Source organism: Brevundimonas sp. FG8, assembly GCF_057808845.1.
In genome coordinates this window covers 72,796-90,427 of sequence record NZ_JBMDIU010000004.1, presented here as the reverse complement: position 1 = coordinate 90,427, position 17,632 = coordinate 72,796, and the positions used below count along the sequence as shown (strand labels likewise).

Sequence of the window (17,632 nt, the reverse complement as noted above, 5' to 3'; positions counted from 1 at the left end):
CCGTAAGGAACCTCACCGACGCCGAGATAGCCCAAATCGCCGCCTGGCTAGAGCACGCACCCGCTGCTCGACCGCCCGATACCGACGTTGCCAGCGCGTCCGCCGCCGCTTCGGCTGCGGCACGACCGGAAGCATCCCGTGGAGTACGTCGTCCCGATCGATGATCTGGTGCTTGAGCGCAGCGCCGATGTGCAGGGGAATGAGCAGCAGCAGGGTGACGATCAGGCCCCAGTGCATCCATTCCGTCACCGCCTCGATCCGCCAGCGTGTGACGTTGTCCAGGTCCTGGAACGGCATCAGGGGCCAGGCGACGAGGCCCAGCAGGGTCAGGCTCTGCTCGCGCTCGGTGGCCGAGACCATCGCCCAACCGGTCAGGGGCAGGCCGAACAGGCAGGTGTAGAACAGGTAGTGGGTGACCGTTGCGGCATTGCTTTCCCAGCCCGGTTTGTCGGCGTCGTTGATCGGCCCGGGCGCCAGCAGGCGCCAGGCGCCTCGCCCCATGGCGAGCACCAGCATCAGCACGCCGACGGCGTAGTGAAGGCTGTGCGCCGCCACCTTCTCGCCCCCGACCGGCAGGCGTCCCATCCACCAGCCCCAGAACAGCTGGAAAACGATCAGGGCCGCCATCGTCCAGTGAAAGACGATGGCCACGGGCGAATAACGGCGCTCGTCGTGGTGGCCCGCGGCCCATTCAAGGATGTTCCCGATGAGGCGGTTGATCACGCGGTCTGATCCACGCGCACGACCGGACGGTCCGGACCGATCCAGCGCCCCAGGATGATCAGCGCGGCCGCCAGATAGATGGCCGCCGCCGGCGCCCACATGATCAGGCCGGCCGCCTGCTGATCCTCCAGCGGGGTCAGCCCCCATGCCATGGTGGTCAGCAGGTGAGGCGCGTAAAGGGCGTCGTCGGCGAAGGTGAGCAGTGCGCCGAGAAGCCCCATGGCGACCATGGCGACGAGCAGGTGGCCGACGGCCGACGGCGCCGAGGCGCGGCGCACCCCTGCCCAGAACCAGACGGCGCTGGCCAGAAGGCTGGCCTGCATAAGCCAGTAGACGGCGTCGCTGGACAGGGCGGCGGCGTAGGCGGAGGGCGCATGCCAGGCCCAGAAGACAACCGCCTGAACCGCCGTCGCCAAAGACAGCGAGCCGGTCCGGCCAAAGGGCAGGCTCCACGCCAGCAGCGGGGCGGCGACGGCGACCAAGAGGACGTGATGCACCGTCCGCGCTGAAAACAGCGCGGAGCTGGTCGCGCACAATGGGGAGACGAAGATCACGCCCAGCACCACCGTCGCGATCAGGCCGAGTGTTCGGGGCCGACCTTGTCCGCGCCACAGAAGAAGCGCCGCCGTCGTGAGCAGCGCGGTCAGAAGCAGCGGGTCGAGATTCCAGCGCCATTCGCCGGCCGCCGGAGCCGGACCGCAGTACGGAAGCCAGGTCAGGGCGTCGGGCGTCATGACACGGACTCGATCAGCGGACGGATGATGGCGCTTCCCCTCGGCGGCTTCGCTTTGAGAAGGGTTCGAACTTGCGGGTGGTTCCCCAAATACGGCAACGAAACGGCGTCCGGCGGGTTGGCTCACGGCACAGGCTGAACAGGAACGATTTAGGCATGCCCTCCCACGGACCAGCGGCGAGACCGCTGCAGACCGCCAGATCCGTCCTTCTCGGCTTTCCAGCGGCCTTGTTCGCCGGGGGGCTGGTCAGCGACATCGCCTATCTGAGGACCGAGGTGATCCAGTGGACCAACTTCTCTGCCTGGTTGATCGCGGGCGGCGAGCTTTTCGCGGGCGTTCTTCTGGCGTGGGCGTTGATCAGTCTGATTTTCCAGTGGCGGACGCCGGAGCGAACCTCTGCCCTGTTACTGGCGGGTCTGCTCGCCGCTGCCTTCGTCATCGGCTTCCTCAACTCGCTCCAGCACAGCAGAGATGGCTGGAGCTCGGTCGGCGCCGCCGGTCTGCTGATGTCCATCGTCTGCACCGTCCTGGCCCTCGCCGCCGCCTGGATTGGAAACGCCCAGGCTATCCGGGAGGGAGCCCGATGATGCGCCGCCTGCTCGCCACCTCCGCCCTGACCCTCGCCGTCGCCGTCACCGCCTGTGGTCGGCCTGCGGAAAACCTGAACCAGACCGGACCGAACCCGGAGCTGCCGAACCGCAATGAGACCCTGATCCCGCCGATGAAGATCGCGTCGCCCGCCGGTTGGGACGGCGAGGCGCCGACTGTCCCGCAGGGCTTCCGCATCACGGCGATGGCGACGGACCTGAAAATCCCGCGCCAGATGCTGGTGCTGCCCAACGGCGACATCCTTGTCGCGGAAGGGTCGGGCGGCAAGGCGCCCAAGCTGCGGCCCAAGGACGTGATCGCGGGCGTCATCAAGGCGCGCGGCAAGTCATCGGTGAAGGGCGGAAACCGGATCACCTTGCTGCGGGACGCTGACGGCGACGGTACGCCGGAAGTCCGGACAGTCTTTATAGAGAACCTCGACGCGCCCTACGGCCTGGCCTTCGTGGACGGCAATCTCTACGTCGCCAATCAGGACGCCTTGCTGCGCTTTCCCTATCAGGAGGGGCAGACCCGGATCACCGCGCCGGGCGAAGTCCTGACCCGCCTGCCGGCCGAGGTGAACCATCACTGGACGAAGTCCCTGACCGCCAGCGCTGACGGGACCAAGCTCTATGTGGGCATCGGCTCCAACAGCAATGTCGGCGAGCGCGGCATGTCGGTGGAGGAGGAGCGGGCGGTGGTCTGGGAGATCGACCGCCTGACCGGCGCGCGTCGAACGATCGCCACCGGTATCCGAAACCCGACCGCCCTTGCCATCGAACCGACCTCCGGCCAGCTGTGGGCGGTGGTCAATGAGCGGGACGAACTCGGGCCGGAACTGGTGCCCGACTATCTTACCTCAGTGCGCGACGGCGCCTTCTACGGCTGGCCCTACAGCTACTGGGGCAAGACCGTCGATCCGCGCGTCCGTCCGGCGCGTCCCGATCTGGTGGAACGCGCCGTCGCCCCCGACTATGCGCTGGGCTCACACGTCGCTGCGCTGGGTTTGAGTTTCGCCACCAACGGCGGCTTCGGCGGTGGCTTCAGCCAAGGCGCCTTCATCGGTGAGCACGGCAGCTGGAACCGGCAGGACCTGTCCGGCTACAAGGTCAGCTGGGTCGCCTTCAGCAATGGCCGCCCGGTCGGCCAGCCCGTCGACTTCGTGACCGGCTTCCTCGCGGACGGCAAGGCGCGCGGTCGCCCGGTCGGGGTGACCTTCGATCCGCAACGTCGCATCCTGCTGATCGCCGACGACCTGTCCAACACCGTGTGGCGGGTCGCTCCGGCGGGCTGATGGCGACCGCGGCCGCCCGGGCGAGGAGCGCGAGCTACCTCAACGATCTGGGCCGGGCCTTCGGCGGCGCCCTGCTGTTCAGCATTCCCTTGCTGATGACCATGGAGATGTGGTCGCAGGGTGTCGCCATAGATCGCTGGCGGCTGCTGGCCTTCATTGCAGCGGGCCTGCCGCTTCTTCTCGGGCTCGCCCACTATGCGGGGTTCTCCGACCGGAGAGGTCTTCTCAACGACAGTCTGGATACGGCGGTCGCTCTGGCGGTCGGTTTCGGCACCGCCGCGGGACTGCTCACCCTGTTCGGGGTCGTGCGGGGAGACACGTCACTGACGGGCTTCATCGGCATGGTGACCTTGCAGGCGATACCGGGCGCCATGGGCGCGCTGCTGGCGCGAAGACAGCTGGCGGGCGCGGGCGGCGGGGAGACGGATGAGGGGAGCGCATCCTATACTGGCGAGTTGTTCCTGATGGCCGCCGGCGCCCTGTTCCTCGGTCTGAATGTCGCTCCGACGGAGGAGATGGTCCTGATCGCCTACAAGGCGACGCCGCTGCACGCGCTGGGGCTGATCCTGCTGTCCCTCGGCCTGCTGCACCTTATCGTGTTCCGGGCCGGTTTCGCAGGGCAGGAGGAGGCAGACCATCCGGTCAAGGCCTTCTTCCATTTCACCCTGCCGGGTTATGCGATCGCGCTGGCGGTCAGCCTGTTCGTCCTGTTCGTTTTCGGACGCATGGATGGTCACTGGCTGCCCGGCATGGTCCAGAGTGTCATTGTCCTGGGCTTTCCCGCCGCCATCGGCGCGGCGGCGGCCCGTCTGCTGGTGTAATCATGGCCCGACCTCAAAAAGCCAAGGCTGCCGTCGAAACCCGTCCTGTTCTGCAATGGACCATGGCGGCCATTGGCGGTGTCGTGACCCTCGCCGTCATCGGCGTCGTCGTGTGGGAAGCCCTGCAGCCGTCGGCCCCGCCTGTTCTTCGTGCGCGGATTGCGACGGTAACGCCCTCGGCGGGCGGCTATCTGGCGGAAATCGAGGTGTCCAACAGCGGTCGCGACACGGCGGCCGCCGTGAATGTGGTCGGAACGGTGGAGGGCGCCTCGCCCTCCACCGTGACGCTAGACTATGTGCCGGCGCGGGGACACGCCAAGGCTTGGCTGCACTTTGACCGCGACCCCGCAGGCGCTTCCCTTGCTGTTGTGGGGTGGTCCGAGCCGTGAGCCTCTACTTCTGGCGTGGGCTCTCAAGACCCTCGTAAGTCGTCACCAATTTCCCGGCCCGACGCGCCTTCAGCGCTCTCGCCAGTTGTTCGGCGGCGATCCTCACCTCGGCCTGCATGTCCGTGTCGCGATCCAGCGCCTCATGACTGGTGGCGTAGGGTTCCCAGTAGCCGATGTAGCGGTCGATCTCCGCGTCCGGCCCGGCGGGCGTGAACTTCATGAACTTCAGCCAGTCCGATACCGACCGCCGGACGTTCTCGGCGCCTTCGACATCGCCGTGCACGACGACAGAGAACACCCGACCCTGCAGATGGCGGGGATAGGCCCAGCCCTTCAATTCCTCGGCCTTGGCCAGCCCGGCGTCCTTGCCCTGCGTGAGGGTCGGATCCGGGTTGCCGCCGTCGGCGCAGACCAGCCGGTCCATCATCAGCTTCATCGGGCTGGACACCTGATACCAGTTCACCGGCGTGACGATGAAGACGCCGTGCGCCTCGACCCACATCGGGTAGATGTCGTTCATCCAGTCGTGGACCTGCCCCAGCGAATAGTTGGGGTAGCAACTGCATGGCCAGTGACAGAGCGCCGCCGCAGTCGAGAAGCAGGCCTTGCAGGGGTGGATGTCGCGCCCGTACTCGCTGGCAAGCCGCGACAGATCCAGCACCTTCGTTTCGACCCCCGCCTTCTCAAGGACCTGCTGCGCCGACGAGACCAGCCGGAAACTTTTGGACATCTCGCCGGGGCAGGTGTGTTCCGAGCGCGATGACCCGTTGACCAGCAGCACTCGCAATGGACCCTTCTCATCCTCGAACCGCGCCTGCGCTTCATCGATCATGGCCCTGGCGTTGATCCAGTCTTCGGACAGGTCGTAGTCCGGATCGGCATAGCCCTTGCCCGCCTTGCGGGTCACCGGTGACTTGCGACCGTCGCAATAGGCCTCCCACGCGATGGCGGCGACCTTGTCCAGCGCCTCCTGCATCGGAGCGAAGGCAGGGTCCCGAAACTGGCTAAGGTAGCGCTCGGTGAAGTCGGCTTCCGTCAGCTTCGGGGATGGCATGCCCTTGCGCGGGTCGGGCGCCGCGCCCGTGGCTTTCGACTTCGCCATGTGTCAGGCGATCCCGGCGCCGCCGGTGACGCCATAGACCTCGCCGGTGGTGAAGCTGGCGGCGGAGGAGGCGAGCAGGACATAGACCGGCGAAATCTCGACCGGCTGTCCCGGGCGACCGAAGGCGCTGTGCTCGCCGAACGACTTCACCGCCTCCATCGGCTGTCCGCCGGAGGGCTGAAGGACGGTCCAGAACGGACCGGGCGCGACCGCATTCGCGCGGACGCCCTTTTCGATCAGCTGTTTCGCCAGCGCCTTGGTGTAGGCGACGATCCCGGCCTTGGTGGTGGCGTAGTCCAGCAGGATGGCTGACGGCTCATAGGCCTGTATCGAGGCGGTGGTGATGACCGCCGCGCCCGGCTTCAGATGCGGGGTCGCCGACTGCGCGATCCAGTGCAGCGCATAGAGGTTGGTCTTCATGGTCCGGTCGAAGTCCTCGGTCGTGACCTCTTCCACGCTCTCCCGATACTGCTGGCTGGCGGCGTTGACGACGAGAATATCGAGACCGCCGAATGTCGAGACGGTCCGCTCGACCAGTTCGCGACACCAGTCCTCATCGGTGATGTCGCCGGGCAGGGCCAGCGCCTTGCGGCCGGCCTTCTCGATCAGGGCGATCACTTCCGCAGCATCGGCTTCCTCGGACGGCAGGTATGAAATGGCCACATCGGCGCCTTCACGCGCATAGGCGATGGCCACGGCGCGGCCTATCCCGGAGTCGCCCCCGGTGATCAGGGCGCGCCGCCCTTTCAGCTTGGCGGAACCAACATAGCTGTCTTCGCCGTGGTCCGGCCGGGGCTCCATCCTGCGGGCCAAGCCGGGCGCCGATTGGGGCTGCTCGGGGAACGGCGGCTTCGGATACTGGTCTCGGGGGTCCTGAAGGACGGGGGTGTCAGTCATCTCGGCGCTCATCGGGTGGGGACGGGCAGTGACAACCGGAGCCATCCGCAGGTGTTCCGTTCAGCGGAAACGCCATTTCATCGCCAGCACCAGACTGGCCATGACAAGGGCGCACCCATTGGCGACGATCAGCGGCCAGGCCTTGATCAGCAGGCCATAGACCACCCACAGCACGAAGCAGCTGACGGTCAGTGAATAGGTCTTTAGCGAGACGGCGGAGGCGTCCTTCTCGCGCCAGATCTTGATTGCTTGCGGGGCGAAACTGGTGATCGAGCACAGAGCGGCAAGCGTACCGATGATGTTGGCGACGAGGGTGGCGGACATGCGCTTCAAACCGCGGGCCCGCCGCTCCGTTCCAGCAGGCTCTGATCCAACCGCCTCCGCCCGCGTTGAGTCCGCCTTGACCCTTGAGGAAGACCCGGATGCGCGGAGAGCTGGAGACCTATCGAAAGAAGCGCCGGTTCGAGGCGACGCCGGAGCCGAAGGGCCTGAAGGGACGCAAGGGCAGGGGCGCTCCGCTACGCTATCTGATCCAAAGACATGCGGCGACCCGGCTGCACTATGACTTCCGCATTGAGTTCGACGGCGTCCTGAAATCCTGGGCGGTGACCAAGGCCCCGTCGCGCGATCCGGCGGTCAAACGATTGGCGGTCGAGGTCGAGGATCATCCGCTGGATTACGGCGACTTCGAAGGGACCATCCCGTCGGGTAACTACGGCGCCGGGACCGTTCAGATGTGGGACGCCGGGACCTGGAGCCCGCAGGCACCGGAAACGCTGGAAGCGGACTTCGCCAAGGGCTCGCTGAAGATGTGGCTGGACGGCGAGCGGCTGAAGGGCGGCTGGGCGCTGGTGCGGCTGAAATCCGATCGCGGCAAGCCGTCGAAGCGGAACAACTGGCTGCTGATCAAGGAGAAGGATGAGCAGGCCGTCCCCGGCGAGGGCGATGCGAACATGGAGATCGACGCCTCCGTCATCACGGGCCGCAGCCTCGCCGAGATCGCTGACGGGGCGAAACAGTGGACATCGTCGAAGCCGGTCGCGCGCAAGGGTCCGGCCAAGCCCAAGGCGCGGGCGGCCGTGACCGCGAAGGCGAGGAAGCCTCACGCCTTCGTGCCGCTGCAGATGTGCAAACCGGTCGACTATCCGCCGGGCGGGCCAGGTTGGGTGCACGAGATCAAGTTCGACGGCTACCGCATGCAGGTCGCTACAGGTGGCGCCCGGGCGACCGTCCGGACCCGCAAGGGGCTGGACTGGTCCGCGAAATTCCCGGAGCTGGCCGAGGACGCCGCGCGCTGGCCGGACGCCGTGATCGATGGGGAGCTGTGCGCGTTGGACAGCGATCACCGACCGGACTTTTCGGCCCTGCAAACGGCCATCTCGGACGAAAAGACCGCTTCACTGGTCTACTTCGCTTTCGACCTGCTGTTCGAGGGGCCGGAGGATTTGCGCGACCTGCCGCTGTCGCACCGCAAGGCGCGGCTGCAGGCCTGGATCGACCGCATACCGAAGGCCGCGCGCCGACGCATCCGCTATGTCGATCACTTCGGCTCGACCGGTCAGGCGGTCTTGCAGAGCGCCTGTCGAATGGATCTGGAAGGCGTCATTTCCAAGAAACTGGACGCCTCCTACCGGGAGGGTCGGTCGTCGAGCTGGGTGAAGTCCAAATGCCGGGGCGGAGATGAGGTGGTGATCGGCGGCTGGACCGCCGAGGGAAACCGCTTCCGCTCCCTGATCGTGGGGGTGCGGGAGCGGAACGGCCTGCGTCATCTGGGCCGGGTCGGGACCGGCTATCCCGCCGCCGTTCTGAAGACGCTGGAGCCGGCGCTGAAGGCGGTCGCCGCCGACGAGAGTCCCTTCATCGGCAAGGAGGCCCCCAAACGCCGCGCCGGGCCGCATACCGTCCACTGGGTCAAGCCGGTGCTGGTCGCCGAGATCGAGCACGGCGGCTACACGGACAGCGGCACGCTGCGGCAGGCGGCGTTCAAGGGCTTGCGACAGGACAAGCCTGCCGCCGAGGTGACGGAGCAACCCCAAGCTCCTGCGAAACCGAAGGCGAGCGAAAAGACGGCCTCAATACGCGTGCCGGGCGCGGCGACGACGAAAGGCCGGTTGGTGGTCGCCGGCGTGACGATCTCCAGCCCCGACAAGGTGCTGTGGCCCTCTTTCGACGGGCGCCCGGCGATCACCAAGGCCGATCTGGCCCGCTACTATGAGAGGGTCGCCGACCGCATCCTGCCTTACGTGGCCGACCGCCCCGTCTCCATTGTCCGCGCACCGGACGGTATCGAGGGCCAAAGGTTCTTCCAGCGCCACGCCATGCCCGGTTCAAATCCGCGGCTGAAGCTGATCGACGTGAAAGAGCGCAAGCCCTATGTCGGCGTGGAGGACGTCGGTGGTCTGGTCGCTATCGGTCAGGCCGGTGGTCTGGAGCTGCATCCTTGGGGCTGTCGCCCGGGCGATCCGGACACGCCCGAACAGGTCACCTTCGACCTCGATCCGGACGAGGGCCTCGACTTTGACGACGTCATCGCCGGCGCGAAGGTGGTGAAGGCGAAGCTGGAGACCCTCGGCCTTACGCCCTTTGTGAAGACGACCGGCGGCAAGGGACTGCATGTCGTGGTCCCCATCCGTTCGGACGGGCGCAGCCGGGTGGAGTGGGACCAGTGCAAGGCCTTCGCCAAAGCCGTCTCGGAGGACATCCGCCGGGATGATCCCGACCGTTTCACGACAACCCTCGCCAAGAAGGCGCGGGGCGGGAAGATCTTCATCGACTATCTGCGCAACGGGCGGATGGCGACGGCTGTCGCGCCTTGGTCTCCGCGCGCACGGCCAGGCGCCGGTATCGCCTTTCCCCTGTCCTGGGGGCAGGTTCGAAAGGGACTCGATCCGCGCGTCTTCACCCTGCACGACGCGGCGGCCCTACTCAAGAAGCCGGACCCGTGGACGGACTTCCGCAAGGCCGAGGCTTCCCTGCGACCCCTGTTGAAGACGCTCGGCGTGGACTGAGCCTCAGGCGGCCTTTTTGCGAGAGGCCGGCTTCTTCGCGGGGGCCTTCTTCGTGGCCGCCTTCGCGGCGGGCTTCTTCGCTGAAGCCTTGGTCGGGGTCTTCTTCGCGGACGTGGCAGAGCCCTTCAGGCTGTTCCTGAGAGCCGCCATCAGGTCGATGACATTGGTGTCCTCGGGCTCGGGCGCCTCGACCAGATGCTTGCCGCCCTTGGTCTTGGACTTGATCAGAGCCTTCAGGGCGTCGTCGTATCGGTCCTTGAAGGTGGCCGGGTCGAAGTCCGCCTCCTTCTGACTGATAATGCGTGTGGCGATCTCGACCATGTCGGTGTCCGCCTCCACCTTTGGAATGTCGTCGAAATAGTCTCCGGCGTCGCGCACCTCGTCATGGGCGCGCAGTGTCCAGGCGACGAGCCCCTTGTCACGGACTTCCAGCGCCAGCTGTCGTTCCTTGCCGCGCAGAACCAGGGAGCCCAGCGCCACCTTGCCCTGCTTCTTCATCGCGTCGCGTATGACCACGAAGGCTTCGATCCCGGCGCCCTTCTCAGGCATTACGAAATAGGGATCGGCCCAATACAGGCGGTCGATATCGGCTTCGTCCACGAACTTGTCGATGGAGATGGCCTTGGTGCTCTCCAGCTTCACCTTTTCGAAATCGGCGTCGTCGAACAGGACATACTCGTCCTTAGACACCTCATAGCCCTTCACCAGATCGGCGCGTTCGACGGGACCGGCGTCCGGGTCGGTCGGGACCATGCGGATGCGGTTGTTGGTCTCGGGATTGATCAAATGGAAGCGCACGTCGTTCGCACTGGTCGTGGCGGTGTAGAGCGCCACGGGGCAGCTGACGAGCGACAGCTTCAGATGTCCTTGCCAAGTGGGGCGGGCGACCATGGCTCTGCTCCGTCGATTGTCGAGACCCTAACGTCGGCCGCCCGGAGGCGTTGCAGGACGCAAGAATCGAAACCCCGGTTCGAGGGGCATGCGAACCGGGGTTCCTTTCAAGAGTGAGCCTTGTTCTGCTCATCCGACAAACCGGCGGGATCGGCTTGGGTTCCGACCGCCGGTCGCTGATCAGCGGGCGGCGTCGGCGTCAGCCTCGTCCAGCCTGGTCGACCATGCCCTGATGGCCCTTGACGACCGGCAGGGTCTCCGCCGCCCACGCCTTCAAGGCGTCGTTGTCGCCCATCCGGCCATAGTTCTCGAGCAGCATGGCGGTCTCGTTGTGGGCGGCCTCCTGTTGCTGGAGGTAGACACGGTCAAAGTCCTGATCGCTGGCGCCGCGAAGGTTGTCGATCAGGCCCTGATGGCGTTGATCCAGCGCCGTGGGGACGGTCAGGTTCGCCGCCGCCGCGATGGGTTTGAGCGCGTCTCCGGCCTTGGTGTGGTCAGCCACCATTTTCTCGCCGAGCGCCTTGATGCGGGGATTGGTCGATCGCTGCGCCGCGATGCGGCCGGCCTCGACCTCATACATGCCGCCGATGGCGGCGTTGCTCACGAAGGATGCGGACGTCATGGCGCCCATTGGCCCGGCGACGCTTCCGACGACGCCGGCGGTCGTGTCCTGGGCGGCGTTCACCGCCTGGTTTTGCTGGTCAGACGCGCCGCCGCTTTCCTGCTGGCAGGCGGCGACAGTCAGCGCGAGGGCGCCGACGGAAAGGATGAGTATGCGTTTCATGGAAACCTCCCTTGTGGACCTTCGCAATCGGTGGGGAGGCGAGGGGTTCCGTTTCCGGAGGTGATACCGCAGGGCGCTGACAGTGATGCGCAGACGTCAGCCGAGCGTCCGCACCTTCAGGCCGCCGTCGCGGCGGTGGGGCATGACGACAGTGCGGGTTCCCATCAGCTGGAAGGCGAGGTCGACGCGCCCGTCGCCCACCTGAAGACCTGTCACGTTCAGCCGATCAATGCCCGCGGGCAGGACGGGATCCTCAATTTCGACGACCCCCTCGACCGCATCGATGTTCACTCCAAGCGCGGACTGCAGCATCAGGAAGACCGATCCCGCGGCCCAGGCCTGCGGCAGGCAAGCCACCGGATAGGCGATGGGCGGCTCTCCGGTCATGCGCTCGAAGCCACAGAAAAGCTCCGGCAATCGCATCCGGAAATGGCTGGCCGCAGCGTAGATTTCGTTCAACAGCAGGGCGACAGCGCGACGTTCGCCATATCGCGCCATGCCCGCCGCCGCCATGGCGGTGTCGTGAGGCCAGACCGAGCCGTCGTGATAGCTCATCGGGTTGAACCGGGCCTGGCCGGTCGCCAGCGTCCGCACGCCCCAGCCCGAGCGGAACTCCGCCGACAGCATCCGCTTCGTCACCTTCAGCGCCCGCTCGCGCGACGGCAGGCCGGTGAACATCAGGTGGCCGGCGTTGGAGCCGATGGCGCGGCACTGTTCGCCGTCGCCGTCCAGCGCGATGGCGTAGAAGCCCTCGTCTTCCATCCAGAACCTGTCCTCGACCAGCGCGCGGGTCGCCTCGGCGTGTGCGGCCCATTCCGCCTGACCGTCATCTCCCAGCAGGCCCGCCAGATCGGCCATCGCCCGCCAGGCGGCGAAGGCGTAGCCCTGAACCTCCAGCAGGGCGATCGGGCCCTTGGGGAAGCGACCGTCGGCGTGGAAGATGGAGTCCTCGGAGTCCTTCCAGCCCTGATTGGACAAACCGCTATCGGCGCCGCGCTGGTAGCTGATCAGCCCGTCTTTCCGGATGTCGCCGTAGTCGGTCATCCAGCGCGTGGCCGCCAGCAGATTGGGCCACAGTTCGCGGATCAGCCTGAAGTCGCCGGTGCGCCGGGCGTAGGCGCCCGCCAGCGCCACGAACAGGCAGGTTGTGTCGACGCCGCCGTAGTACAGGCCGAACGGCACCTCGCCGAGCGCGCTCATCTCGCCGCCGCGGGTCTCGTGCATGATCTTGCCGGGCGCGCTGTCCTGGAATGCCGAGACCTCTGTCGCCTGCCGGCCGGCCAGGTAGGTCAGAACGCCCCGAGCCAGTGACGGATCGAGCCACAGCATCTGCCAGGCGGTGATGATTCCGTCGCGCCCGAACGGAGTCGAGAACCAGGGCACGCCCGCGTAGGGGTAGGGACCAGTCGGCAGGTCGGTGGTCAGAAGGGCCACATCGGCGCGGCTTTGGTCCAGCCAATCGTTGAAGCGCGGGCTGCGCGGTCCGCGCAGCGAGGCGCCCCGGCGACGCCGGCGACGCATGGACAGGCGCGCCTCGATGGCGTTCAGGCGGAAGCGTGTCTCGTCCGGCTGTTCACAGCGGTCGGGCCCGCACTCGATATAGAGATCGATCCGCTTGCCCTTCGGCAGGCTGAACATGAAGTCGGCCTTTGATCCCGTCAGCCGGGCCGGCGGCTCGGAGAAGGCCAGACAGGCGTTGCGCCGGACGTTGTCCAGACCGGTGTAGCTGAAGCTGACCCGACGCCCGTCGGTGGTGGGCGGCGCGATGGTCCCGTGTTTCAGGCGGGGTGTGCCGCGCACCTGAAAGATGTCGGCGAAGTCGGCGGCGAAGTCGAACGAAAGCGGCAACAGCACGTCCTCGACGCCGTGGTTCACCAGTCGCACGCGCTCGAACAGTCGGCGATCACGGATGAACCGCCGCCGCTCGATGTGCAGCACGCCCGCCGGGGCCGAGCGCCCGCCCATCGGGGGAAGGGGGCGGTTGGTGGTGTGGCAGATGAAGAAGACGTTGTCCTGACTGACGCCTGAGCTCAGGCGCGACGGTCGGGTCCCGCCCACGGTCATGACGAAGCGGGACAGCAGGCGGGTGTCATGGTCGAAAAGACCATCGGCCCCGCCCTTCAGGTCGCCCCAGTGGTCCGCGACACAAAAGGTGTCGGCGTCCTTCAGCGCCATCAACTGCTCGAGGCCGTCTACCTCGCCGCTGTCAGCGGCTGTGGTCTGCACCGAATAGGCGTCGTCCATGAGGGCTCCCTTCGATGCCGGTCAGGCTGTCTCGCAAATGCGAACGCTTGATGGCGGAAGCGGGTTCAGGCGATGGCCGCGAAACTGCGATCTTCCTCGAGCAGCCGCAAAGGCGTGACCACCTCCGTCAACGGCGCCTCGGCGAATGGACGGCGGGCCAGCAGATCGCCATAGACGTCCAGATAGCGACGGGCCATCGCCGTGGCCGAGAAACGCAGTTCGAACCGGGCGCGGATGGCCTCGCGGTCCAGCAGGTGAGCGCGGCTCGCGGCGGCGACGGCCTGTTCCATAGTCTCGACGAGGAAACCGGTCTGGCCGTCCTCGATCACTTCCGGTGTCGAGCCACAGCGGAAGGCGATGACGGGTGTGCCGCAGGCCATGGCTTCGATCATCACCAGGCCGAAGGGCTCGGGCCAGTCGATGGGGAACAGCAGAGCCTCGGCGCCGCCCAGGAAGGCGGGCTTCTGATGGTCGCCGATCTCGCCGATGAACTCGACCAGCGCGTTGCCATCGACCATGGGCTTGATGACCGTCTCCCAGTAGGCCTTGTCCGCCGCATCGACCTTGGCAGCCATCTTCAGGGGCTTGCCCAGCTTGGTGGCGATCTCGATGGCGCGGTCGGGGCGCTTCTCGGGAGATATGCGACCGAGGAAGGCGAGGTAACCTTCCGACTTCGGACTGAAAGTGTAGAGATCCGACGGCATACCGTGATGCACCGTCGCCTTCCAGTTGGCGAAGGGCAGCGGGCGACGCTGATCGTCCGAGATCGACACCAGCCCGAACCGCGGCCAACGCTCATAAACGCCGGGCAGATCCTTCAGGTCCAGTCGGCCGTGCAGGGTGGTCAGGGTCTTGTCAGCGAACCGTTCGAAGAACAGGAAGTGGATCATGTCGGTGTGGAAGTGAATGACGTCGAAGTCATCGGCGCGCTTCAGCACCTCGGCCAGCATGGTCATGTGGGCGGCCAGATCGGATTTGAGCGGGGCGGGGTCCAGCCGGATCGCCTGATCACGCACGGGGATCAGCCGCGCCCGGGTCTCGGCTTCGGCCGAGGCGAACAGGGTGATGTCGTGGCCGAGATCCACCAAGGCGTCGGTCAGGTGCGCGACCACCCTCTCGGTGCCTCCATAAAGCTTGGGCGGAACGGCCTCATACAGAGGGGTGACCTGAGCGATCTTCATGGCGATATTCCCCGGAGCACGCGCCGGCGTGGCGTCCGGATCGGCAACCTTCTCGCAAGTGCGAAGTTCCGCGAGCGGCGTTATTTTCTATCTGGTCAGTAAGTTATGCGGCCGCAATGTCGGCTGACCGACGCTTTCGGTGTCTGTCCCCGCATTCTGAACCCGCCCTTGGTTGCGGCTTTGTTGTCCGCAGGCCTGTGGTGTCAGTGCGTTTGGCCGACTTCCAGCGGCAGGCGGATGCGGACGCCGACGCCGGCTTCGGGGGCGGTTTCGATGGTCATGGAGCCGCGGAGGTGGTCGACCAGTCCCTGCACCAGCGACAGGCCCTCGCCCGGCTCGATGGCGTCGGCTCCGATCCCGGAATCACGAACCACGAGGCTGACCCCGCCGACCGCGCGGGAGAAGGCGACGGCGATCGAACCGCGCCGGTCGCCGGGGAAGGCGTGGCGGCTGGCGTTCGAGATCAACTCGTGGGTGATGATCGCCAGCGGCAGAAGATGGCTGTCGGGCAGAAGGGTCGCCTGTCCGCGAACGTTGATACGGATCGCGCGGCTCTCGCAGGATCGGCTCCAGAAGGCCGCGACGTCTTCCAGATAGCCGGCGAAGTCGAGTGGACCGTCGCCGGCCATGCGACGGCTGATCAGCTCCATGGCGGCGGTGACGTCGCTGAGCCATGTCAGATGGCGAACGCTTTGGGGGTCGGTCACGCTTCGCAGGCGAATCCCCACGAGCGTCTGGAGCAGCTGATATCCGCCGAGCAAACGCTTCTGGAGCTCGACAATCCGGTCTTCCGCTGCCGCGGCCATCGTTCCCCCGAGGATTGAAAATGGCCGGAATTCTTACCCCACACAGAACCAAATAGCCAATGGGGCGTTGGCATGTCCGCTGGCGGACACAACAGTGTAAATGCGTCTGATTATTGTTGGGGGAGATAGGGTGTCCGACCTGCCCGACCTTCGGGTCATGATCGTGGAAGACCAGGCCTTGCTGGCCATGGAATTGGAACTCGTCCTGGGCGAGTCCGGCTGCGACGTCGTGGGTTGCGCCATGGACAAGGCGGGCGCCTTCGCCATCTCCGAGCGTGAGCGGCCCGATCTGGCCCTGATCGACGTGAACCTTCTGGACGGCCTCACCGGTCCGCAGATCGCCCAGAGAATCGTGGGCGAGTACGGCACGGCCGTCGTCTTCCTGACCGCCAATCCGGAACAGATCCCCGAAGGCTTCGCCGGCGCCCTGGGGGCGGTGTCCAAGCCGTTCGACGAGCAGACCATCCGCGCCGTGGTGCAGTTCGCCCGTCAGTTCATCCTGCACCGCACGGTCGGCGTCCCGCCGCGCCGCTTCCGGCTGGCCCCTTGGCTGACCACGCCGCCGGAAGACATCGCGCCGCACTGACGGATGGACCGTGCGAGGCTGGTGGGGCTGGAGCCCGGCCAGCGATTGGTGGCTAGTGATTAGTGGTTCGATGCCGCGGGCGCCTGCGGTCAGATGGCGACCGCAGGTGACTGATCCAGCCACCCACTAATCACTAGCCACCAATCACCTTTCAGCCGCCGTCAGGGGAGACGCGACGGGTCCCCTGACGGCGTGTCTGCCTGCTACTGCACCTTCAGCCGCATGAAGATCATGCCGCCGTCGGGATCGCCGCCGTAGACCGGCTCCAGCGCGCCCGGCACCTGATTGACGGAGTACAGGGCGCCCAGGCCGAAGCGGACGTTTTCGGCCAGCCGCCAGTCGTGGACCGCGCCGACCGAGGCCTTGCCGACCACATGGAGGTCGCCGTGGCCGCCGCCGACGCCGGGAACCAGCTCGTCCGTCTCGATCCGCTCGACGCGGGCGAAGACGGTCCAGCGGTCGTCCGGGCTGACGGCGCTTTCCAGCAGCCAGCCGTCCTTGCTCTCGTCATGGTCGTTGGTCTTGCGACCCCAGGCGAGGGTGGAGGACCACCAGCCCGCGGCGCCGATCCGGCGCGTATGGATGGCGCTGACCGAGAGCTTGCGGTCGTTCTCGTCCGGCTCGAGCTGCTCCGGCCCGGTGACATCGGCATAGGAAGCCTGCAGGGACCAGTTCTCCGTCGGGTTCCAGGTCGCGCGGACGGCCCAGCTGTCGAACTCGGGCGGATCGAAGTCGTAGCGGTTCTGGTCCGGCTCGCGTCCGGTGAAGGACGAGGCCTCCAGCTTCACCCGATCGTGGGCCCAGCCGAGGGTGGCGACGCCGAAGACGATGTGGGTCGAGTCCAGCCAGTGATGGGTGATCGGCGCCTCCGGACTGTCCATCGCGCTCATGCGGTGCATGAAGGCCGGCGGGCCGAAGGCGGGTTCGCCCGGATAGCCGATGTAGGCGAAGACCGTGTCCTTGTCGGTCAGCGGCTTGGCGTAGCTGGCCGACAACTCCATCACCAGCTCATGCGGGTGCTGGCGATCAACCAGGGGGGTGACCCCGTCAGCCGTCTCGCCCGCCGCGAGCAGCAGGGGGAAGCCTTCCTTGCCCATGAAGGGGTCGGGGCTGAGCATGGCGCGCAGGTTGAGGGTCGAGCCGTCCGAGAAGTCGCGACGGGCCGAGGTCATGACCATGCCGCTGACGAAGGTCTTCTCATCGCCGCGCGGGCCGTTCTGCCAGTCATGGACCAGGTTGAGCTGGAGGTGGCTCATGAAGGTCCAGTCGCCCCACTGGCTGTGCAGGCCGCCGTGTTGGGAGGCGTCGGGCTGCCATGCGGTGCCGGAGGCTTCGCGGGTCATCGGCCATGGGCCGAGGGCGCCGGTCATGGCGTGGGCGGCGTGATCCATCTGCGGCATGTCAGGACCGGAGTGGTCCATTCCGGACATGTCGTGACCGGTGTGGGGATCGGCGGCGGGCGCTTGCTCTTGCGGCGCGGGGGTCGGGTGGTGGTTGTGCTGCTGTGCGGCGGCCGGAAGCGCGAGCGCGAGCAGGGATGCGCCGGCGAGGGGCGCGAGGATGCGGGCCATGGTTGGCTCCTTG

Annotated in this window: 17 protein-coding genes; 6 read left to right on the top strand and 11 right to left on the bottom strand. The window is 66.6% G+C overall.

All coding sequences use genetic code 11. The features are described 5' to 3' along the window. Positions 1-12: 12 nt before the first annotated feature. Together ACODRV_RS09330 and ACODRV_RS09325 are read right to left on the bottom strand one after the other, a co-directional pair. Positions 13-723: a cytochrome b gene (locus ACODRV_RS09330; RefSeq protein ID WP_488908136.1), complete on the bottom strand. Its 711-nt coding sequence runs from the start codon at positions 721-723 to the stop codon at positions 13-15. Continuing rightward, positions 720-1,457, bottom strand: coding sequence for a cytochrome c oxidase assembly protein (locus tag ACODRV_RS09325; protein WP_488908135.1), 738 nt, complete (start codon positions 1,455-1,457; stop codon positions 720-722). Before ACODRV_RS09325 ends, ACODRV_RS09330 begins: the two co-directional genes overlap by 4 nt. A 155-nt stretch (positions 1,458-1,612) precedes the next feature. Here ACODRV_RS09325 and ACODRV_RS09320 point away from each other — a divergent pair, with 155 nt between their 5' ends. The 4 genes from ACODRV_RS09320 to ACODRV_RS09305 are packed head-to-tail and all read left to right on the top strand — an operon-like array spanning position 1,613 to position 4,549. Then, positions 1,613-2,044, top strand: a complete 432-nt coding sequence (locus tag ACODRV_RS09320; protein ID WP_141627060.1) for a DUF2231 domain-containing protein — start codon at positions 1,613-1,615, stop codon at positions 2,042-2,044. Beyond that, positions 2,041-3,339 (top strand): PQQ-dependent sugar dehydrogenase, encoded by a 1,299-nt coding sequence (locus ACODRV_RS09315; protein WP_141627059.1) that lies wholly within the window; start codon positions 2,041-2,043, stop codon positions 3,337-3,339. Before ACODRV_RS09320 ends, ACODRV_RS09315 begins: the two co-directional genes overlap by 4 nt. After that, entirely contained in the window at positions 3,339-4,160 is an 822-nt protein-coding gene (locus tag ACODRV_RS09310; protein ID WP_488908134.1) for a TIGR02587 family membrane protein, read from the top strand. Before ACODRV_RS09315 ends, ACODRV_RS09310 begins: the two co-directional genes overlap by 1 nt. A 2-nt stretch (positions 4,161-4,162) precedes the next feature. After that, positions 4,163-4,549, top strand: a complete 387-nt coding sequence (locus ACODRV_RS09305) for a hypothetical protein (protein ID WP_240811616.1) — start codon at positions 4,163-4,165, stop codon at positions 4,547-4,549. A gap of 4 nt (positions 4,550-4,553) precedes the next feature. Here the strand turns inward: ACODRV_RS09305 and ACODRV_RS09300 are convergent, their stop codons facing one another. Genes ACODRV_RS09300 through ACODRV_RS09290 form a run of 3 tightly spaced genes read right to left on the bottom strand, consistent with a single transcriptional unit; the run spans position 4,554 to position 6,872 of the window. Beyond that, positions 4,554-5,651, bottom strand: coding sequence for a flavodoxin family protein (locus ACODRV_RS09300; protein WP_488908133.1), 1,098 nt, complete (start codon positions 5,649-5,651; stop codon positions 4,554-4,556). Between the two features lie 3 nt (positions 5,652-5,654). Further along, complete coding sequence (locus tag ACODRV_RS09295; protein WP_488908132.1) at positions 5,655-6,548, bottom strand: SDR family oxidoreductase; 894 nt, start codon at positions 6,546-6,548, stop codon at positions 5,655-5,657. 60 nt (positions 6,549-6,608) lie between these two features. Then, entirely contained in the window at positions 6,609-6,872 is a 264-nt protein-coding gene (locus tag ACODRV_RS09290) for a SemiSWEET family sugar transporter (RefSeq protein ID WP_141627055.1), read from the bottom strand. Positions 6,873-6,970: 98 nt separating this feature from the next. On the opposite strand from ACODRV_RS09290, the gene ligD reads away from it, so the two are divergent. Beyond that, the gene (gene ligD / locus ACODRV_RS09285) at positions 6,971-9,556 is read left to right on the top strand and encodes a DNA ligase D (protein WP_488908131.1); all 2,586 of its coding nucleotides are present in this window, start codon (positions 6,971-6,973) and stop codon (positions 9,554-9,556) included. Between the two features lie 3 nt (positions 9,557-9,559). Here the strand turns inward: ligD and ku are convergent, their stop codons facing one another. From ku to ACODRV_RS09260, 5 genes are all read right to left on the bottom strand, one after another. After that, positions 9,560-10,447, bottom strand: coding sequence for a non-homologous end joining protein Ku (gene ku / locus ACODRV_RS09280; RefSeq protein WP_488908130.1), 888 nt, complete (start codon positions 10,445-10,447; stop codon positions 9,560-9,562). Positions 10,448-10,646: 199 nt separating this feature from the next. Then, on the bottom strand, positions 10,647-11,231 hold the full coding sequence (locus tag ACODRV_RS09275; protein ID WP_488908129.1) for a DUF4142 domain-containing protein: 585 nt from the start codon (positions 11,229-11,231) through the stop codon (positions 10,647-10,649). Positions 11,232-11,327: 96 nt separating this feature from the next. Further along, positions 11,328-13,475 (bottom strand): amylo-alpha-1,6-glucosidase, encoded by a 2,148-nt coding sequence (locus ACODRV_RS09270; protein WP_488908128.1) that lies wholly within the window; start codon positions 13,473-13,475, stop codon positions 11,328-11,330. A 65-nt stretch (positions 13,476-13,540) separates the two neighbouring features. Then, positions 13,541-14,656, bottom strand: a complete 1,116-nt coding sequence (locus ACODRV_RS09265; RefSeq protein ID WP_488908127.1) for a glycosyltransferase family 4 protein — start codon at positions 14,654-14,656, stop codon at positions 13,541-13,543. Between the two features lie 203 nt (positions 14,657-14,859). Next, positions 14,860-15,462: a sensor histidine kinase gene (locus tag ACODRV_RS09260; protein ID WP_488908126.1), complete on the bottom strand. Its 603-nt coding sequence runs from the start codon at positions 15,460-15,462 to the stop codon at positions 14,860-14,862. A 130-nt stretch (positions 15,463-15,592) separates the two neighbouring features. On the opposite strand from ACODRV_RS09260, the gene ACODRV_RS09255 reads away from it, so the two are divergent. Next, positions 15,593-16,048: a response regulator gene (locus ACODRV_RS09255; protein ID WP_488908125.1), complete on the top strand. Its 456-nt coding sequence runs from the start codon at positions 15,593-15,595 to the stop codon at positions 16,046-16,048. Positions 16,049-16,251: 203 nt separating this feature from the next. Here ACODRV_RS09255 and ACODRV_RS09250 read toward each other — a convergent pair whose 3' ends face one another. Continuing rightward, on the bottom strand, positions 16,252-17,619 hold the full coding sequence (locus ACODRV_RS09250; RefSeq protein WP_488908124.1) for a hypothetical protein: 1,368 nt from the start codon (positions 17,617-17,619) through the stop codon (positions 16,252-16,254). Between the last annotated feature and the right edge of the window lie 13 nt (positions 17,620-17,632).